Source organism: Streptomyces sp. NPDC127129 (assembly GCF_042671585.1).
In the GTDB taxonomy this organism is placed as follows: Bacteria; Actinomycetota; Actinomycetes; order Streptomycetales; family Streptomycetaceae; genus Streptomyces.
On record NZ_JBHXTV010000010.1, the window covers coordinates 123,499 to 140,252 of the forward strand.

The 16,754-nt window shown below is 71.8% G+C and carries 13 protein-coding genes; 4 read left to right on the top strand and 9 right to left on the bottom strand.

Translation table 11 applies throughout. The features are described 5' to 3' along the window. The first annotated feature begins 39 nt into the window (after nucleotides 1-39). Complete coding sequence (locus ACFVGW_RS20555; RefSeq protein WP_385852983.1) at nucleotides 40-1,269, top strand: acyl-CoA dehydrogenase family protein; 1,230 nt, start codon at nucleotides 40-42, stop codon at nucleotides 1,267-1,269. Between the two features lie 79 nt (nucleotides 1,270-1,348). On the opposite strand, the gene ACFVGW_RS20560 is transcribed toward ACFVGW_RS20555, so the two are convergent. Together ACFVGW_RS20560 and ACFVGW_RS20565 are read right to left on the bottom strand one after the other, a co-directional pair. After that, a complete protein-coding gene (locus ACFVGW_RS20560) occupies nucleotides 1,349-1,645 on the bottom strand; it encodes an SHOCT domain-containing protein (RefSeq protein WP_352190987.1) in 297 nt (98 codons plus the stop codon). Nucleotides 1,646-1,694: 49 nt separating this feature from the next. Beyond that, entirely contained in the window at nucleotides 1,695-2,162 is a 468-nt protein-coding gene (locus tag ACFVGW_RS20565) for a DUF6325 family protein (protein ID WP_385852984.1), read from the bottom strand. Between the two features lie 304 nt (nucleotides 2,163-2,466). Between ACFVGW_RS20565 and ACFVGW_RS20570 the strand changes: the two genes are divergently transcribed. After that, nucleotides 2,467-3,858, top strand: a complete 1,392-nt coding sequence (locus ACFVGW_RS20570) for a cytochrome P450 (RefSeq protein ID WP_385852985.1) — start codon at nucleotides 2,467-2,469, stop codon at nucleotides 3,856-3,858. A gap of 19 nt (nucleotides 3,859-3,877) precedes the next feature. On the opposite strand, the gene ACFVGW_RS20575 is transcribed toward ACFVGW_RS20570, so the two are convergent. The 4 genes from ACFVGW_RS20575 to ACFVGW_RS20590 form a co-directional block, all read right to left on the bottom strand. After that, complete coding sequence (locus tag ACFVGW_RS20575) at nucleotides 3,878-4,666, bottom strand: putative protein N(5)-glutamine methyltransferase (protein ID WP_385852986.1); 789 nt, start codon at nucleotides 4,664-4,666, stop codon at nucleotides 3,878-3,880. A gap of 184 nt (nucleotides 4,667-4,850) precedes the next feature. After that, a complete protein-coding gene (locus ACFVGW_RS20580; protein WP_385852987.1) occupies nucleotides 4,851-5,336 on the bottom strand; it encodes a glutathione peroxidase in 486 nt (161 codons plus the stop codon). Nucleotides 5,337-5,386: 50 nt separating this feature from the next. Next, nucleotides 5,387-6,250 (bottom strand): acyl-CoA thioesterase, encoded by an 864-nt coding sequence (locus tag ACFVGW_RS20585; RefSeq protein WP_385852988.1) that lies wholly within the window; start codon nucleotides 6,248-6,250, stop codon nucleotides 5,387-5,389. 47 nt (nucleotides 6,251-6,297) lie between these two features. Then, complete coding sequence (locus ACFVGW_RS20590; RefSeq protein ID WP_383226951.1) at nucleotides 6,298-8,871, bottom strand: DEAD/DEAH box helicase; 2,574 nt, start codon at nucleotides 8,869-8,871, stop codon at nucleotides 6,298-6,300. Nucleotides 8,872-8,942: 71 nt separating this feature from the next. Here ACFVGW_RS20590 and ACFVGW_RS20595 point away from each other — a divergent pair, with 71 nt between their 5' ends. Continuing rightward, nucleotides 8,943-9,734 (top strand): metal-dependent hydrolase, encoded by a 792-nt coding sequence (locus ACFVGW_RS20595; protein WP_383297180.1) that lies wholly within the window; start codon nucleotides 8,943-8,945, stop codon nucleotides 9,732-9,734. A gap of 52 nt (nucleotides 9,735-9,786) precedes the next feature. Here ACFVGW_RS20595 and ACFVGW_RS20600 read toward each other — a convergent pair whose 3' ends face one another. Both ACFVGW_RS20600 and ACFVGW_RS20605 read right to left on the bottom strand, forming a co-directional pair. Beyond that, a complete protein-coding gene (locus ACFVGW_RS20600) occupies nucleotides 9,787-11,568 on the bottom strand; it encodes an ABC transporter ATP-binding protein (protein WP_383226954.1) in 1,782 nt (593 codons plus the stop codon). Continuing rightward, nucleotides 11,565-13,373, bottom strand: a complete 1,809-nt coding sequence (locus ACFVGW_RS20605) for an ABC transporter transmembrane domain-containing protein (RefSeq protein WP_385852989.1) — start codon at nucleotides 13,371-13,373, stop codon at nucleotides 11,565-11,567. The genes ACFVGW_RS20600 and ACFVGW_RS20605 overlap by 4 nt, the downstream gene beginning before the upstream one ends. Nucleotides 13,374-13,540: 167 nt before the next feature. On the opposite strand from ACFVGW_RS20605, the gene ACFVGW_RS20610 reads away from it, so the two are divergent. Further along, nucleotides 13,541-15,169 carry a peptide-N4-asparagine amidase gene (locus tag ACFVGW_RS20610; protein ID WP_385852990.1) on the top strand — a complete coding sequence of 543 codons (1,629 nt, stop codon included), beginning with the start codon at nucleotides 13,541-13,543 and terminating at the stop codon, nucleotides 15,167-15,169. 91 nt (nucleotides 15,170-15,260) lie between these two features. Here the strand turns inward: ACFVGW_RS20610 and ACFVGW_RS20615 are convergent, their stop codons facing one another. Next, nucleotides 15,261-16,688, bottom strand: a complete 1,428-nt coding sequence (locus ACFVGW_RS20615; RefSeq protein ID WP_385852991.1) for a Gfo/Idh/MocA family protein — start codon at nucleotides 16,686-16,688, stop codon at nucleotides 15,261-15,263. Between the last annotated feature and the right edge of the window lie 66 nt (nucleotides 16,689-16,754).

Here is a 16,754-nt window from a genome sequence, read left to right on the forward strand (position 1 = left end):
ACTGCTGTTACCGCAAGTAATGTACTGCTGGGAGGGAACATGGCCGAGTTCACGCTCGAACTCAACGACGACCAGAAGCAGGTCCGTGACTGGCTGCACGGATTCGCCGAGGACGTGATGCGCCCCGCCGCCGCCGAGTGGGACGAGCGTGAGGAGACTCCCTGGCCGATCATCCAGGAAGCCGCCAAGATCGGCATCTACTCCCTCGACTTCTACGCCCAGCAGTTCTTCGACCCCACCGGGCTCGGCATCCCGATGGCGATGGAGGAGCTCTTCTGGGGCGACGCCGGCATCGCCCTCTCCATCGTCGGCACCGGCCTCGCCGCCGTCGGCGTCCTCGCCAACGGCACCGAGGAGCAGATCGGCACGTGGATCCCGCAGATGTACGGCGACGTCGACGACGTGAAGGTCGCCGCCTTCTGCTCCTCCGAGCCCGACGCCGGCTCCGACGTCGCCTCGATGCGCACCCGTGCGGTGTACGACGAGGCCAAGGACGAGTGGGTCCTCAACGGCACCAAGACCTGGGCGACCAACGGCGGCATCGCCAACGTCCACGTCGTCGTCGCCGCCGTGGACCCCGAGCTCGGCTCCAAGGGGCACGCCTCCTTCATCGTGCCGCCGAACACCCCCGGTCTCTCCCAGGGGCAGAAGTTCCAGAAGCACGGCATCCGCGCCTCGCACACCGCCGAGGTCGTCCTGGAGAACGTACGCGTCCCCGGCCACTGCCTCCTCGGCGGCAAGGAGAAGCTGGACGAGCGCCTGGCCCGGGCCCGTGAGAAGGCCAGGGCGGGCGGCGGCGAGCGAGTGAAGAACGCGGCCATGGCCACCTTCGAGGCCTCCCGCCCCGCCGTCGGCGCCATGGCCGTGGGCACGGCCCGCGCGGCGTACGAGGTCGCCCTCGAGTACGCAAAGACCCGCGAGCAGTTCGGCCGCCCGATCATCGACAACCAGGGTGTCGCCTTCCAGCTCGCCGACATGCGCACCCAGATCGACGCCGCGCGGCTCCTCGTCTGGCGCGCCTCCTGGATGGCGACCGCCGGAAAGCCGTTCACCTCGGCCGAGGGCTCGATGTCCAAGCTGTACGCGAGCGAGGTCGCCAAGAAGGTCACCGCCCAGGCCATCCAGATCCTGGGCGGCAACGGCTACACCCGTGAGTACCCCGTGGAGCGCATGCACCGCGACGCGGCGATCTACACGATCTTCGAAGGCACGAGCGAGATCCAGCGCCTGGTGATCGCCCGCACCCTCTCCGGAATGCCGATCCGCTAGCCGGCGGCGCGCGCACCAGGGCCCGCACCCCCTGACGGGGGTGCGGGCCCTGGTGCGCGGTGAGGGCGGTGTGGGCGGGTCACGTGCCGAGGAGCGCGCGCTTCTGGGCCTCGAACTCCGCCTCGGTCAGTACGCCCTGCGCCTTCAGTTCCCCCAGCTGCTTCAGCTGGTCGATCTTGGTGCTCATGTCGTCCCCGGCGGGTTCCGGAGCCGGCGCGGGCGGCTGCTGGTACTGCGGCTGCTGGTACTGCTGTTGCTGTTCGTAGTCCTGCTGGGCCCAGCGGCCCGCCTGTCGCCGTGACACTCGGTTGGACACCGCGGTGGCGGTGCCTGCGACGACGGCGGTGCGGGCGACGCCGCGGAGAAGTCCGGGCATGATCAGTCATCTCCCAGTGTGTGCTCGTATGCCGGATGCGATCGGGAGGTCAGGCAGCGGCCCCGCCGCCGGGACCGGCGGCATCGGCGGCGTCCAGCGAGGCCAGGAGCGCCTGGACGGGAATCCGGCCGCTCGCCACGATCTGCGCGCCGCTGCGGCGCATGGCGCGTGCGAAGGGGGCGGCCCACACGTTCTCGTACACGATGACCCCCGCGGAGTTGCCCGGCTCCAGCGCGGAACCGGCGTCGTCGACGTCGCTCTGGTCCAGCAGACCGGAGGAGGCACCCTCGAACACGGTGAGATCGACCTCGCCGCCGAAATCCGTCAGATCCACCGCGGTGACCGACCCGTCTGCGTCCTTGCGGATGAACTGCAGGTCGAGGATGCGGATGACGCCCCGCTCCACCAGGTCGACGAGGAGGGGGAAACCCTCACCCGTCATCCGGTTGCCCGGGAACTCCAGGATCAGGTAGTCGACGGGGCCCATGTCCTCGAGTTCCGACAGGTCGTCGCTCATGGCCACTCCTCCAAGCGCTCGGGGTTTCCGCCTCGACCGGACCGGGTTGCGGGCGGCCCCCGCCGGCGACAGGCGGCCGCTCAGTCATTCCAGCACCGCCCGGGGCTCCCCGCACGTCGTGGCCGCCGCCGGAGGGCCGCCGCGCGGACGCGCCCGCCACGGGTTCCGGGGAGCGCGCCGGCCGGGTTCCGCCGGAAGCCGGGCCAACAGACCTGATCCGGCCGGGTGTTCGGCATGGCTACCGGTGAGTCGGGCGGTGGTGGAGAATCGCCGTGCCGGTGACGATCAAGGGGGTAACGCACGCATGACCACCACCGACGAGATTCCGGGCCCGGCGGGGCTGCCGCTGCTCGGCTCGATGTTCGACCTCAGGAACGACGCCCTCGGCACCTTCCTCGCGTCCCAGCGCGCCCACGGAGACGTCGTACGGATCACCGCCGGGCCGCCCGGAGTGCGCGCCACGGTCTACGGGATCTTCTCCGCCGAGGGCGTCCAGCAGGTCCTCGCCGCCCAGTCCGCCAACTTCCGCAAGGACAACGCCTTCTACCAGGAGGTCCGCGAGTCCTTCGGCAACGGCCTGCTGACCAGCCAGGACGAGGACTACCTGCGGCAGCGCCGACTGGTCCAGCCGCTCTTCACCCGCCGCCGCGTCGACAGTTACGCCGAGGCCATCGCCGCCGAGGTCAGGGCCGTCACCGAGGAGTGGCACACCGCCGAGCACTCCACCGTCGACGTCCTCGACGAGATGACCCGGCTCGCCCTGCGCGCCGTGGCCCGCATCCTCTTCGGCACCGACGTCGAGGCCGCCGTGGAGATCGTCGAGCGGGCCTTCCCGGTGATGGGCGACTACGTCCTGCGCCGCGGATTCTCCCCCCTCAACATCCCCCGTGACTGGCCCACCCCCGGCAACCGTCGCGCCGCGGCCGCGTGCGACGAGCTGTACGCCGTCTGCGACCGGATCATCGCCGGGCGACGGGCGGCGGCCGACGCCGACGCCGACGCGGGCGGCGACGGCGACAGCGGCGCGCAGGACCTGCTGACGCTTCTCGCCGAGGCCGAGAGCGCGCAGGACGGCAGCTTCGACGCCGCGGAACTGCGCGAGCAGGTCCTCATCTTCCTGCTCGCCGGGCACGAGACGACGGCCACCTCGCTCGGCTTCGCCCTCCACCTCCTCGCCCTGCACCCCGAGGAGCGCAAGCGGGCGCACGAGGAGGTCGACCGCGTCCTGGCCGGCCGTACCCCCGCAGCCGCCGACCTCGACGCCCTGCCGTACCTGACCCAGGTCCTCAAGGAGGCCATGCGGCTCTTCCCCGCCGGACCGGTCATCGGCCGGCGCGCGGTCGCGGCCACCGAGATCGACGGGCACACCATCCCGGCCGGCGCCGACGTGGTCGTCGCCCCGTGGGTCACCCACCGGCACCCCGCGTACTGGGAGGACCCGGAGCGCTTCGACCCCGACCGCTTCACGCCCGAGGCCGAGGCGAGCCGCCCCCGCTACGCCTGGTTCCCCTTCGGCGGCGGCCCGCGCGCCTGCATCGGCCAGCACTTCTCGATGCTGGAGTCGGTCGTCGCGCTGGCGATGATCCTCCAGGCCTACGACCTGGAGGCGGTCGACACCGAGGTGCCCGTCACCTCGGCGATCACCCTCCGCGCGGCCGGCCCGGCACGCTGCCGGGTCCGGCCCCGTACGGCCTAGGCGAGGGAGCCCCGCCCCGTCACGGCCGGGTGGCGGTCACGACCGTCGCGTACAGCTCCTCGGACGTGATCACCCGCGGCGTCAGGCCGCACCCGGAGACCGTCTCGACGGCCCGGGCGGCCTGGCGCTCGGACGTCTCGACCAGCAGATGACCGCCCGGCGCCAGCCAGCCGGGGGCCTCGGCGGCCACCCTGCGCAGGACGTCGAGACCGTCCGAGCCGCCGTCGAGCGCGACCAGCGGTTCGTGCTCGCGCGCCTCGGGCGGCAGCAGCCCGACGTCCTCGGTCGGTACGTACGGCACGTTGGCGACCAGGACCTCGATCCGGCCGCGCAGGACATCGGGCAGCGGGGCGAAGAGGTCGCCCTCGAGGACCCGGCCGCCGAGCGGCTCGATGTTGCGCCGCGCACACCGCACGGCGGCGGGCTCGATGTCCGAGGCGTACACCTCGGCGCCCTCGACGGCCGAGAGCAGCACCGCTCCCGCCGCGCCGGACCCGCAGCACAGATCGACGCACAGGGCCCCGGGCCGGGCCAGGGCCACGGCGTGCTCGACGAGGAACTCGGTACGCCGCCGGGGCACGAAGACCCCCGGGTCGACGGCGACGCGCAGCCCGGCGAAGGCGGCCCAGCCCACGACGTGCTCGATGGGCAGACCGGCGGTCCGCCGTTCGACCATCGTGTCGAGTTCGCGGCCGCTGTCCGCCGAGGAGAAGAGGAGCTCCGCCTCGTCCTCGGCGAACACGCAGCCGGCGGCACGGAGGCGGGAGACGGTGGTGGAACGAAGGGTGCAAGAGGGGTCGAGCGACATGGAACCTTCCGGGAAGCCGAGGGGCACTCCCGTGGTCACCTCTGTCGGGCGGACCACACGGTCGTGGAGGGGGAGCACCCTGCCTGCATGGCGTTGATGGATCCCACCTCCTCGGTCGTTCTCCGCTGGAGCCGCAAAGATTACATGATCGACACCGTGTGACCCGACCGGCCACGCCGTCGGCTCAGGCGGGCAGTACCGCCTCGATGGCCGCGACGACCTCCGGGGCCTCCGGCTCGGTGCGCGGACGGAAGCGGGTGATCTCTCCGTCCCGGCCGATCAGGAACTTCTCGAAGTTCCACTGCACGTCCCCGGCCTCGCCCTCCGCGTCCGCGATCCGCGTCAGCTCCGCGTAGAGCGGGTGGCGGGCGTCGCCGTTCACGTCCGTCTTCTCCAGGAGCGGGAACGTCACTCCGTACGAGGCGGAGCAGAAGGTCTGGATCTCCTCCGCGCTCCCCGGCTCCTGCCCCAGGAACTGGTTGCACGGCACACCGAGCACGGTGAAACCGCGGTCCCCGTACTCCTTCTGCAGCCGCTCCAGCCCCGCGTACTGCGGCGTCAGACCGCACTTGGAGGCCACGTTGACGACCAGGACGGCCTGATCGCGGTAGTCGGCCAGCGAGATCGGGTCGCCGGACAGGGTGCGCAGGGGAATGTCGTACAGGCTCATGGAAGCTCCTCGTCGAGACCGGGCGTGCCCCTTCACCCTACGATCCCGCGCTACAGCTTCCGGAACAGTCCCTCCTGGACCACCGACACCAGCAGCCTGCCCTCACGGTCGTAGATGCGGCCGCGGGCCAGACCCCGGCCGCCCGTCGCGATCGGGGACTCCTGGTCGTAGAGGAACCACTCGTCCGCGCGGAAGGGGCGGTGGAACCACATCGCGTGGTCCAGGGACGCCATGTCGAAGCCCCGCGGGCCCCAGAGCGGCTCGACCGGGATCCGGACCGCGTCCAGGAGCGTCATGTCCGAGGCGTACGTCAGCGCGCAGGTGTGGACGAGCGGGTCGTCGCCGAGCGGGCCCACCGCGCGCATCCACACGGCACTGCGCGGATCGGCGTCCTTGACCTCGTCCTTGGTCCAGCGCAGCCGGTCCACGTAGCGGATGTCGAACGGCTGGCGGCGGGCCATCCGCTCCAGGGCCTCCGGAAGCATGCCCAGGTGATCGCGGATCTCGTCCGCGAGCCTCGGAAGGGTCTCCGGGTCCGTCATGTGGCGCGGCGGCAGCTGGTGCTCGAACCCGGCCTCCTCCGGGAGGTGGAAGGAGGCGGTCAGGTTGAAGATCGTCCGGCCCTGCTGGACGGCGGTCACCCGGCGGGTGGTGAACGAGCGACCGTCCCGCACCCGCTCCACCTGGTAGACGATCGGGACACCCGGGCGGCCCGGGCGCAGGAAGTAGGAGTGCAGCGAGTGCACCGGCCGGTCGCCCTCCGTGGTGCGCCCGGCGGCCACCAGCGCCTGGCCGGCGACCTGCCCGCCGAAGACCCGTTGCAGTGACTCCTGCGGGCTCTGGCCGCGGAAGATGTTGTCCTCGATCCGCTCCAGATCGAGCAGGCCGACGAGGCTCTCGGCGGGGTTGGTCACCGTCTTCTTCTCCTTAGGGCTGTCAGTCCTCAGAGCTGTCAGAGCTGTCAGAGCTGTCCCACGGACGTGACGCGGACGACCGCCCGGCCCTCCTCGTCGGAGGCCGCGAGATCCACCTCCGCGCTGATGCCCCAGTCATGGTCGCCGTTCGGGTCGGCGAAGGTCTGCCGGACGCGCCACAGGCCGTGCGCCGCGTCCTCCTCGATGTTCAGCAGCTTCGGGCCGCGCGCGTCGGGCCCGGTGCCCAGGTCCTCGTACTCGTCCCAGTACGCGTCCATCGCCTCGCCCCACGCGTCCGCGTCCCAGCCCGACTCGGCGTCCAGCTCTCCCAGCGCGTCCACGTTGTCCAGGGCGGCGAGCTCCACACGGCGGAACATCGCGTTGCGGACCAGGACCCGGAAGGCACGGGCGTTCGCCGTGACCGGCTTGACCTGGTCGGCCTTCTCCTGCGCCTCCTCGGCCGACTCGATCTCGGGGTTGGCCAGCTGCTCCCACTCGTCCAGGAGCGAGGAGTCCACCTGGCGCACCATCTCGCCCAGCCACTCGATCAGATCCTGCAGGTCCTCGGTCTTCAGGTCGTCCGGGATCGTGTGGTCCAGCGCCTTGTACGCGCTCGCCAGGTAACGGAGCACGATGCCCTCGGTCCGCGCCAGCTCGTACCAGGACGTGAACTCCGTGAAGGACAGAGCCCGTTCGTACATGTCACGGATGACGGACTTCGGCGAGACCGGGTGGTCGCCCACCCAGGGGTGGGACTTCCGGTACACGTTGTACGCGTGCCAGAGCAGCTCCTCCAGCGGCTTCGGGTACGAGATCTCCTGGAGCCGCTCCATGCGCTCCTCGTACTCGACTCCGTCCGCCTTCATCCGCCCGACGGCCTCGCCCCGCGCCTTGTTCTGCATGGCGGCCAGGATCTGGCGCGGGTCGTCGAGCGTCGACTCGACGACCGAGACCATGTCCAGGGCGTACGACGGGGATTCCGGGTCGAGCAGGTCGAACGCGGCGAGCGCGAACGTCGACAGCGGCTGGTTCAGCGCGAAGTCCTGCTGGAGGTCGACCGTGAGCCGGATCGTGCGGCCCTCGGCGTCCGGCGTGTCCAGCTGCTCCACCACACCTCCGTCGAGCAGCGAGCGGTAGATGGCGATGGCCCTGCGGATGTGGCGCAGCTGGGCCTTGCGCGGCTCGTGGTTGTCCTCCAGGAGCTTGCGCATCGCCTCGAAGGCGTTGCCCGGCCGGGCGATCACCGAGAGCAGCATGATGTTGGTGACCTTGAAGCGCGAGGTCAGCGGCTCGGGCTCGGCGGCGATCAGCTTCTCGAACGTGGTGTCGCTCCAGGCGACGAAGCCCTCCGGAGCCTTCTTCCGCACGACCTTGCGGCGCTTCTTCGGGTCGTCGCCGGCCTTGGCGAGCGCCTTCTCGTTCTCGATGACGTGCTCGGGCGCCTGCGCCACCACGAAACCGGCCGTGTCGAAGCCCGCCCGGCCGGCCCGGCCCGCGATCTGGTGGAACTCGCGCGCGCGGAGCGTGCGCACCCGGTTGCCGTCGTACTTGGTCAGCGCCGTGAACAGCACCGTACGGATCGGCACGTTGACGCCCACGCCGAGCGTGTCCGTCCCGCAGATCACCTTGAGCAGACCGGCCTGCGCCAGCTTCTCCACCAGGCGCCGGTACTTGGGCAGCATGCCGGCGTGGTGCACACCGATGCCGTGGCGCACGTAACGCGAGAGGTTCTGGCCGAACTTGGTGGTGAAGCGGAAGTTGCCGATCAGCTCGGCGATCTTGTCCTTCTCCTCGCGCGAGCACATGTTGATGCTCATCAGCGACTGGGCGCGCTCGACGGCCTGCGCCTGGGTGAAGTGGACGATGTAGACGGGCGCCTGCTTGGTCTCCAGGAGCTCGGTGAGCGTGTCCGTGATGGGCGTGAGCCGGTACTCGTACGACAGCGGCACCGGCCGGGTCGCCGAGCGGACCACCGAGGTCGGCTTGCCCGTGCGCCGGGTGAGGTCCTTCTCGAACATCGACACGTCGCCGAGCGTCGCCGACATCAGGATGAACTGGGCCTGCGGCAGCTCCAGGATCGGGATCTGCCACGCCCAGCCGCGGTCCGGCTCCGCGTAGAAGTGGAACTCGTCCATCACGACCTGGCCGATGTCGGCGTACTTGCCGTCGCGCAGCGCGATCGAGGCCAGCACCTCCGCCGTGCAGCAGATGATCGGCGCGTCGGCGTTCACCGACGCGTCCCCGGTCAGCATGCCGACGTTCTCGGTGCCGAAGAGCTTGCACAGGTCGAAGAACTTCTCCGACACCAGCGCCTTGATCGGCGCGGTGTAGAAGGTCACCTGGTCATTGGCCAGCGCCGCGAAGTGTGCCCCCGCCGCGACCAGGGACTTTCCCGATCCGGTGGGGGTCGACAAGATCACGTTCGCCCCGGAGACCACCTCGATCAGCGCCTCCTCCTGGGCCGGGTAGAGCGTGATGCCCCGGTCCTCCGCCCATGAGGAGAAAGCCTCGAAGAGGGCGTCGGGGTCGGCGTTCGGCGGCAGCTGATCGATAAGGGTCACGCCCCCATCTTGCCTGGATTCCGTTCGGATGAGGGAACCGGCCATCGGCTCGAAGATCACGGACGGTACGCTGTCGCGTCGACCGGCCGTCAACTGAGCGCCGGCACCGGAGGAATGGGGCGGGGACAAGCATGATGGGACCGGCGCACTCGCTGTCCGGAGCGGCGGCCTGGCTGGGCGTCGGAGCGGCGGCGGCCGCAGCGGGCCACCCGATGCCGTGGCCGGTTGTCGTCGTCGGGGCGCTCATCTGCGCGGGCGCGGCGCTCGCACCGGACCTCGATCACAAGTCCGCGACCATCTCGCGGGCCTTCGGACCCATCTCCAAGGGCCTGTGCGAGATCGTCGACAAGCTCTCGTACGCCGTCTACAAGGCCACCCGCTCCACCGCCGACCCCCGCCGGTCGGGCGGCCACCGGACGCTCACCCACACCTGGCTCTGGGCGGTCCTGATCGGCGCCGGAGCCTCGGTCCTCGCGATCACCGGCGGCCGCTGGGCCGTCCTCGCGATCCTCTTCGTCCACCTCGTCCTCGCGGTGGAAGGCCTGCTGTGGCGGGCGGCCCGGATGTCCAGCGACGTCCTGGTCTGGCTGCTCGGCGCCACCAGCGCCTGGATCCTGGCGGGCGTCCTGGACCAGCCCGGCAACGGCGCGGACTGGCTCTTCACCGCCCCCGGGCAGGAGTACCTCTGGCTGGGCCTGCCCATCGTCCTGGGCGCCCTGGTCCACGACATCGGCGACGCCCTGACGGTCTCGGGCTGCCCGATCCTGTGGCCGATCCCGGTGGGCCGCAAGCGCTGGTACCCGGTCGGGCCGCCGAAGGGGATGCGGTTCCGTGCCGGCAGCTGGGTGGAGCTGAAGGTGCTCATGCCCGCCTTCATGCTGCTCGGCGGTGTGGGCGGGGCCTCGGCGCTCGGCTACCTCTGACCCGCGTACGACGGTGGGCCCGCCCCCTCCCGGGGACGGGCCCACCGCGCTGTCACCCGTGCCACGACCTCCAGAGCGCCGCGTACGCGCCGTCCGCCGCCACCAGTTCGTCGTGGCTGCCCAGCTCGCTGATGCGCCCCTCCTCGACCACCGCGATCACGTCCGCGTCGTGCGCGGTGTGCAGCCGGTGGGCGATCGCGACGACGGTGCGGCCGTCCAGGACCCGGGCGAGCGAGCGCTCCAGATGGCGGGCCGCCCGCGGGTCCAGGAGCGAGGTCGCCTCGTCCAGGACCAGGGTGTGCGGATCCGCGAGGACCAGCCGGGCGAGGGCGATCTGCTGGGCCTGGGCCGGGGTGAGGGCCAGCCCGCCCGAGCCGACCTCGGTGTCCAGGCCCTCGTCGAGCCCCCGCGCCCAGCCGTCCGCGTCGACCGCGCCGAGCGCCGCCCACAGCTCGGCGTCCTCCGCGCCCGTCCGCGCGAGCCGCAGGTTGTCGCGGAGCGACCCGACGAAGACGTGGTGCTCCTGGTTGACCAGCGCCACATGCTCCCGGACGCGCTCCGCGGGCATCTTCGCCAGCTCGGCCGCGCCGAGCGTGACCGAGCCGGTCCGCGGGGCGTAGATCCCCGCGAGCAGCCGGCCGAGCGTCGACTTGCCCGCGCCGGAGGGCCCGACGAGGGCGAGCCGGGTGCCCGGGGCGACGTCCATCGACACCCGGTGCAGCACGTCGACGCCCTCGCGGTAGCCGAAGCGCACCTCGTCCGCACGGACGTCCCGGCCCTCGGGGCGCAGCACCCCGTCGCCGGCGTCCGGCTCGATGTCCCGGACGCCCACGAGCCGCGCCAGCGACACCTGGGCGACCTGCAGCTCGTCGTACCAGCGCAGGATGATCCCGACCGGGTCGACCAGCATCTGGGCGAGCAGCGCGCCCGTGGTCAGCTGGCCCACGTCGATCCAGCCGCGCAGGACGAACACGCCACCCAGCATCAGGACACCCGCGAGCACCAGCGTGTGGGTGAGGTTGATGACCGGGAAGAGGACCGAGCGCAGGGCCAGGGTGTGCCGTTCCCACGCGGTCCACTCCCGGATGCGCCGGTCGGAGAGCGCGACCCGGCGGGCACCGAGGCGGTGTGCCTCGACGGTGCGGCCCGCGTCGACGGTCTCGGCGAGCGCGGAGGCGACCGCCGCGTAGCCCGCGGCCTCGGAGCGGTACGCCGAAGGGGCCCGCTTGAAGTACCACCGGCAGCCGACGATCAGCAGCGGCGCGGCGACGAGCAGGGAGAGCGCGAGCGGCGGCGCGGTCGCGGCGAGCCCTCCGACGAGCAGACCCGCCCAGACCACCCCGATGGCGAGCTGCGGCACCGCCTCCCGCATCGCGTTGGCCAAGCGGTCGATGTCCGTGGTGATACGGGACAGCAGGTCGCCGGTCCCGGCCCGTTCGAGGACTCCCGGCGGCAGCCCGACCGACCGGACGAGGAAGTCCTCGCGCAGATCGGCCAGCATCTCCTCGCCCAGCATCGCCCCGCGCAGCCGCACCATCCGTACGAACAGGGTCTGGACGACGAGGGCGAGCGCGAACAGCGTGACGGTGCGCCCCAGATGGAGGTCGCGCGCGCCCTCGGAGAGGCGCTCGACGAGCGAGCCGAGCAGGTACGGACCCGCCATCGAGGCCGTCACCGCGACCGCGTTGACGCCGATGAGCAGCGCGAACGCCCCACGGTGACGCCGCAGCAGATCGCGTACGTAGCCGCGTACGGTCGCGGCCGTGCCCACGGGCAGGGTCGTCGCCGACGTCGGGGCACCGGGGTCGTAGGCGGGTGGTGCCATGGCGGTCATGCCGACTCTCCTTCCAGCTCTGCTTCGAGCTTCGCTTCGTGCAGTCCTGCTTCGACGGCCGGCTCGTCGTCGGTGTCGCGGGTGACGACGGCGCGGTAGCGCGCTTCGGTACGGAGCAGATCGCGGTGCGTTCCCACGGCCACCACCTCGCCGTCGTGGACGAGCGCCACCCGGTCGGCGCGGTCGAGCAGCAGCGGCGAGGAGGCCAGGACGACCGTCGTACGGCCCTCGCGCAGCCTCCGCACCCCCGCGGCGACGCGTGCCTCGGTGTGCGAGTCGACCGCCGAGGTCGGCTCGTCGAGGACCAGCACCTCCGGGTCGGTGACCAGGGAACGCGCCAGTGCCAGGCGCTGGCGCTGCCCGCCGGAGAGCGAGCGGCCGCGCTCGGTGATCCGGGTCCTCATCGGGTCGCCCTCGGTGTCGACGGACGCCTGCGCGAGCGCGTCGAGCACGTCCCCGCACTGGGCCGCGGCGAGGGCCTCCTCGGGCCGGACCGTGCCCGAGGAGGGCACGTCGAGCAGCTCGCGGAGCGTGCCGGAGAGCAGGACCGGGTCCTTGTCCTGGACCAGCACGGCGGTACGGGCCGCGTCCAGCTCCAGTTCGTCCAGCGGCACCCCGCCGAGCAGGACCGAGGTGTGTCCCTCGCCCGCCTCGGTGGGGTGGCCGCCGAGCCGGTCGGCGAGCCTCCCGGCCGCGTCCGGGTCGCCGCAGACGACGGCGGTGAGGAGGCCGGCGGGGGCGAGGAGCCCGGTGACCGGGTCGTACAGATCGCCCTTCGCCGTTCCGTGGTCCTCCGCCGTCGTGGTGGAGGTCCGGGCCAGCGAGAGGACCCGGGCCGCCCGCTTGGCGGAGGGCCGTGAGAAGGAGTAGGCCATGGCGATCTCCTCCACGTGGCGCAGAGGATGCAGCATCAGCGCCACCGCGCTGTAGACGGTGACCAGTTCGCCGACCGCGATCCGCCCGTCGAGCGCGAGCCGTGCCCCGTACGCGAGCACACCCACGAGGAGCAGGCCCGGCAGCAGGACCTGCACGGCCGCGATCAGCGCCCACATCCGGGCACTGCGGACGGCGGCGTGCCGGACCTCCTGCGAGGCGGCCCGGTAGCGTGCGAGGAACAGCTCCTCGCCGCCGATGCCGCGCAGCACGCGCAGTCCTGCCACGGTGTCCGAGGCCAGCTCGGTGGCCCGGCCCGCCTTCTCGCGCTGGGCGTCGGCCCTGCGGGTGGCGCGGGGGAGCAGCGGCAGGACGGCCAGCGCGAGGACCGGCAGGCCCACCGCCACCACCACACCGAGGGCCGGCTGGTAGACGACGAGGCCCACGCAGACCACGACCATCGTCACCGCGGCCGCGGCGAACCGGGACAGCGCCTCGACGAACCAGCCGATCTTCTCGACGTCCCCGGTGGAGACGGCCACGACCTCGCCCGCCGCGACCCGCCGCGTCAGGACCGAGCCCAGCTCGGCGGTCTTGCGGGAGAGCAGTTGCTGGACGCGCGCGGCCGCGGTGATCCAGTTGGTGACGGCCGTGCGGTGGAGCATCAGGTCGCCGACCGCGATGCCCGCGCCGAGCAGGGCCAGCAGGCCGCCCGCGAGCGCGAGCCGTCCGCCGTCCCGGTCCACGACGGCCTGGACGGCGAGTCCGACCGCGAGGGACAGACCGGCGATGCTGAGCTGCAGCAGCAGCCCCCAGAGCAGGGAGCCGACCTGCCCGCCGAGTTGGTTGCGGCCGAGCCAGAGGAGGAACCGGGTGCCCGAGCGGACATCGGGAACCCCTGGATCGGCATACGGTAGATCGCGAATCTTCATGTCGTCCCAGGGCTTCCGGTCTCTTCGCGGAGTGGCGCAAACCGTGCAAGGTTCGCGCCGCTGGACGGCCGCCTGCAATCGATTTATTCGCAGAGGCGCACAGAACACGCCAAGGTCGCACGACGCCCTCTGGACCTGTCCGGCGCCCCGCGCTTCACTCGCGACCCATGAGACATCAGAAGATCATGAGCATGATCGGTGGGCTCGTCCTGGCCGCCGGCGCCCTGCTCACGGCGCACCCGGCCGCCGCGCTCCCTGCGGCGGAACGGTCCCAGGCGGCTCCGGCCGATCCGCCGCCCGCCGAGTTCGGCAGCGACTGGCACGACCCGCTGACCGCCGCGCCGCCGGTGGCCACACCGCCGACCCGGTCCTGCGAGGTCCTGCTCGCCGCGGCCCGGTTCCGCGATTTCACGCCGTACCAAGGGAGTTACGCACCCCCGAAGGAGTGCGGAGCCCGCTGGAGCAAGATCGTCCTCCGCCTCGACGGAGAGGTGAAGGGGCGTCAGTACGACCGGCTCGGTCATGTCTCCGTCGGCGGCGTGGAGATCCTCCGCACCTCCACGCCCCAGCCCTCGCCCGACGGGATCCGCTGGTCGGTGGAGAAGGACGTCACCCGCTACCGCGACACCCTCGCCCGCCCCAGGGCCGTCGAGATGCTCATCGGCAATGTCGTGAACGAGACCTACACCGGCGTCATCGACGTCCGCGTCACGCTCACCTTCTACGCAGCCCGGGGCGCGGTGAAGCCCGCCGCCGACACGCCCGACCGGGTGATACCGCTCGACTCCACGAGCCTGACCACCCCGCGCAACACCGAACGCATCCTCGCCGAGGTGTACGCGACCGGCTCCGGCGGTGGCTGCGAGGAGTACTGGTACCTGACCGTGCCCGACGCGGCGCCGTACTCCTGCAAGGCGGCCGACGGGCCGTACCGCGAGGTCCGGATCTCCGTCGACGGACGCACGGCGGGTATCGCCGCCCCCTTCCCGACCGTCTGGACGGGCGGCTGGTCCAACCCCTTCCTCTGGTACGTCTCGCCCGCCCCGCGCGCCTTCGACGTCCGGCCGGTCGTCTACGACCTGACCCCCTTCGCGGGCATCCTGAACGACGGCCGCGCCCACCGGGTCGAGGTGTCGGTGGGGGGTGTCCCCGCGGGGCAGACCGGATGGAGCACCCCGGCCAACATCCTGCTCTGGCAGGACGAGGGCCGCGCCGTGGTCACCGGAGGGGTCGACCGGCACGAGGAGAGCGCACCCCGCAACTCCTCCGTGTACACGCCGGGTTCGCCGCACCGGCTCGACACCGAGGGCGGCCGCGCCCTCACCGTCGCCGGTCACCTGAACACCTCGCACGGCCGCGTCGACACCACCGTCACGCGGACCCTGTCGCACACCTCCGTGCACCGCTGGGCCGACGGCGAGAACCCGGACGCGCTCACCGCGCGGTGGACCGACGACGAGACCGTGACCGTCGGGCGCACGAGCACCCGCACCCACCGCACGTACACGATGGACGGGGAGACGACGATCGGCGCGGGCGACCGCCTGCGGACCGTGCTGACGCTCGGCGACCGCGCCCGCACCGACGTCGTGCGGGGCGGCAAGCGGCTCTCCTGGTCGCACCTGGACCACACGTACGCCGGTGATGCCACGTACACCACCGGCGTTCCGCGCGATCAGCGGCACGCGGTCGGGACGACGTCCGACCGCTACCGGCTCCACGGCTCCGACGGCTGCTACGACCGCACCGTGAGGACGGCGCAGGGCATGATCACGGAGGACCGGCTGCGCTGCTGAGCCGGGCCGGCGGCAGGTCCGTCCGGTCCGGCCTGATCCGGCCTGATCCGGCCTGATCCGGCCCGGTCCGGCCTGGTCCGAAGGACAGGCCCTAGGCCGGACGGACCGAGTCCACGCCGGACCGGGACTTCTTCCACTCGCCACGGGTGAAGTCCGGGATCGCCTGGGGCGCGCCCTTCGCCTTGATCGAGGCGTGGCTCAGCGGCACCGGCGCCGTCCACACCGCCGCGTCGTAGACGTCGAAGTCGGGGACGAGGCCGAGCTGCATGGTCTGCATCAGCCGGTAGAGCATGATGTAGTCCATCCCGCCGTGCCCGCCGGGGGGATGGGAGTGCTCCTTCCAGAGCCAGTGGTCGAACTCCGTGGCGTAGGCGTCGAAGTCGCCCCACTGGTGGCCCTGGTGGTCCGGCTCCAGGTAGATCCGGGCCGGGTAGTCCTCGAACACGCCCCGGGTGCCGCCCAGGCTGTTGATCCTGCTGTACGGGTGCGGGGACGAGACGTCGTGCTCCAGCCGGATCACGCGGCCCTTCGCCGTCTGGACCAGACTGATCGTCCGGTCGCTCTCGATGTACGTCTCCTTCCAGCTCGGATCACCCGGCGGCATGTGCTCCGCCCGGTACTGGGCGAGGCCCAGCGCCGGGGTGCCGAAGCTGCTGATGCTCACCACGCTGTCGCCCCGGTTGACGTCCATGTAGTTGGCGACCGGACCGAAGCCGTGGTTCGGGTAGAGATCGCCGCGCAGCCTGGTGTGCCAGATCCGGCGCCAGGGACCCTCGTAGTACGTCGGCGAGAACATCAGTTCGCGCAGGTCGTGGTTGTACGCCCCCGCCCCGTGCAGCAGATCCCCGAACCTGCCCGCATGGGCCATCCGCAGGACCCGCATCTCGTTGCGGCCGTAACAGCAGTTCTCGAGCTGCATGCAGTGGCGGCGGGTCTGCTCGGAGAGATCGACCAGCTCCCACAGGTCGTCGATGGTCATCGCGACCGGACACTCCACTCCGACGTGCTTGCCGTTCAGCATCGCCGCCCGCGCCATCGCGAAATGGAGCTCCCAGGGCGTCGCCACGTAGACGAAGTCGACGTCCGAGCGTTTGCAGAGGTTCTCGTGGTCGTCCTCGCCGTTCGTGTACACGGCGGGCGAGGGCTGCCCGGCGGCGACGACCTTGGCGGCGGCGCGCTCCGTCTTGTCCTTGACCGGGTCGCAGATCGCGACCACCCGCACCCACGGAAGGGCGAGGAAGAGGTCGATCATGCTGCCGCCCCGGTTGCCGAGGCCGACGATGCCGACCCGGACCGTGGAGCGCCGCTCGAAGGGGACACCGGCCATGGTGGCGCCTCTGCGCCGCGGGGCCCCGGGGGCCGCCCCGGCGACGGCAGCCTCGGAGGAGGCGGCTACGGGAGCGGCGGCCTCCGCGTTGCCGGCGCCCAGGGCGCCGAGGCCGATGCCCGCCCCCGCGACCCCGGCCGTGGTCCGCAGGACGGAGCGGCGGCTCGGGGGCTGCGGTGCGATGTCGTTCATGGAACCTCCAGTAGCTGTGTGCACGGCTGGCTCATGAATCCCGCTGAGGACCCTGACAATCGAGAC

Excerpts from the sequence above, each read along its gene's own strand:
- ACFVGW_RS20580 (WP_385852987.1), bottom strand. The coding sequence starts at position 5,336 with ATGAGCCTGTACGACATTCCCCTGCGCACCCTGTCCGGCGACCCGATC.
- ACFVGW_RS20615 (WP_385852991.1), bottom strand. The coding sequence starts at position 16,688 with ATGAACGACATCGCACCGCAGCCCCCGAGCCGCCGCTCCGTCCTGCGG.
- ACFVGW_RS20555 (WP_385852983.1), top strand. The coding sequence starts at position 40 with ATGGCCGAGTTCACGCTCGAACTCAACGACGACCAGAAGCAGGTCCGT.
- ACFVGW_RS20570 (WP_385852985.1), top strand. The coding sequence starts at position 2,467 with ATGACCACCACCGACGAGATTCCGGGCCCGGCGGGGCTGCCGCTGCTC.
- ACFVGW_RS20560 (WP_352190987.1), bottom strand. The coding sequence starts at position 1,645 with ATGCCCGGACTTCTCCGCGGCGTCGCCCGCACCGCCGTCGTCGCAGGC.
- ACFVGW_RS20605 (WP_385852989.1), bottom strand. The coding sequence starts at position 13,373 with ATGAAGATTCGCGATCTACCGTATGCCGATCCAGGGGTTCCCGATGTC.
- ACFVGW_RS20565 (WP_385852984.1), bottom strand. The coding sequence starts at position 2,162 with ATGAGCGACGACCTGTCGGAACTCGAGGACATGGGCCCCGTCGACTAC.
- ACFVGW_RS20610 (WP_385852990.1), top strand. The coding sequence starts at position 13,541 with ATGAGACATCAGAAGATCATGAGCATGATCGGTGGGCTCGTCCTGGCC.
- ACFVGW_RS20575 (WP_385852986.1), bottom strand. The coding sequence starts at position 4,666 with ATGTCGCTCGACCCCTCTTGCACCCTTCGTTCCACCACCGTCTCCCGC.
- ACFVGW_RS20600 (WP_383226954.1), bottom strand. The coding sequence starts at position 11,568 with ATGACCGCCATGGCACCACCCGCCTACGACCCCGGTGCCCCGACGTCG.
- ACFVGW_RS20595 (WP_383297180.1), top strand. The coding sequence starts at position 8,943 with ATGATGGGACCGGCGCACTCGCTGTCCGGAGCGGCGGCCTGGCTGGGC.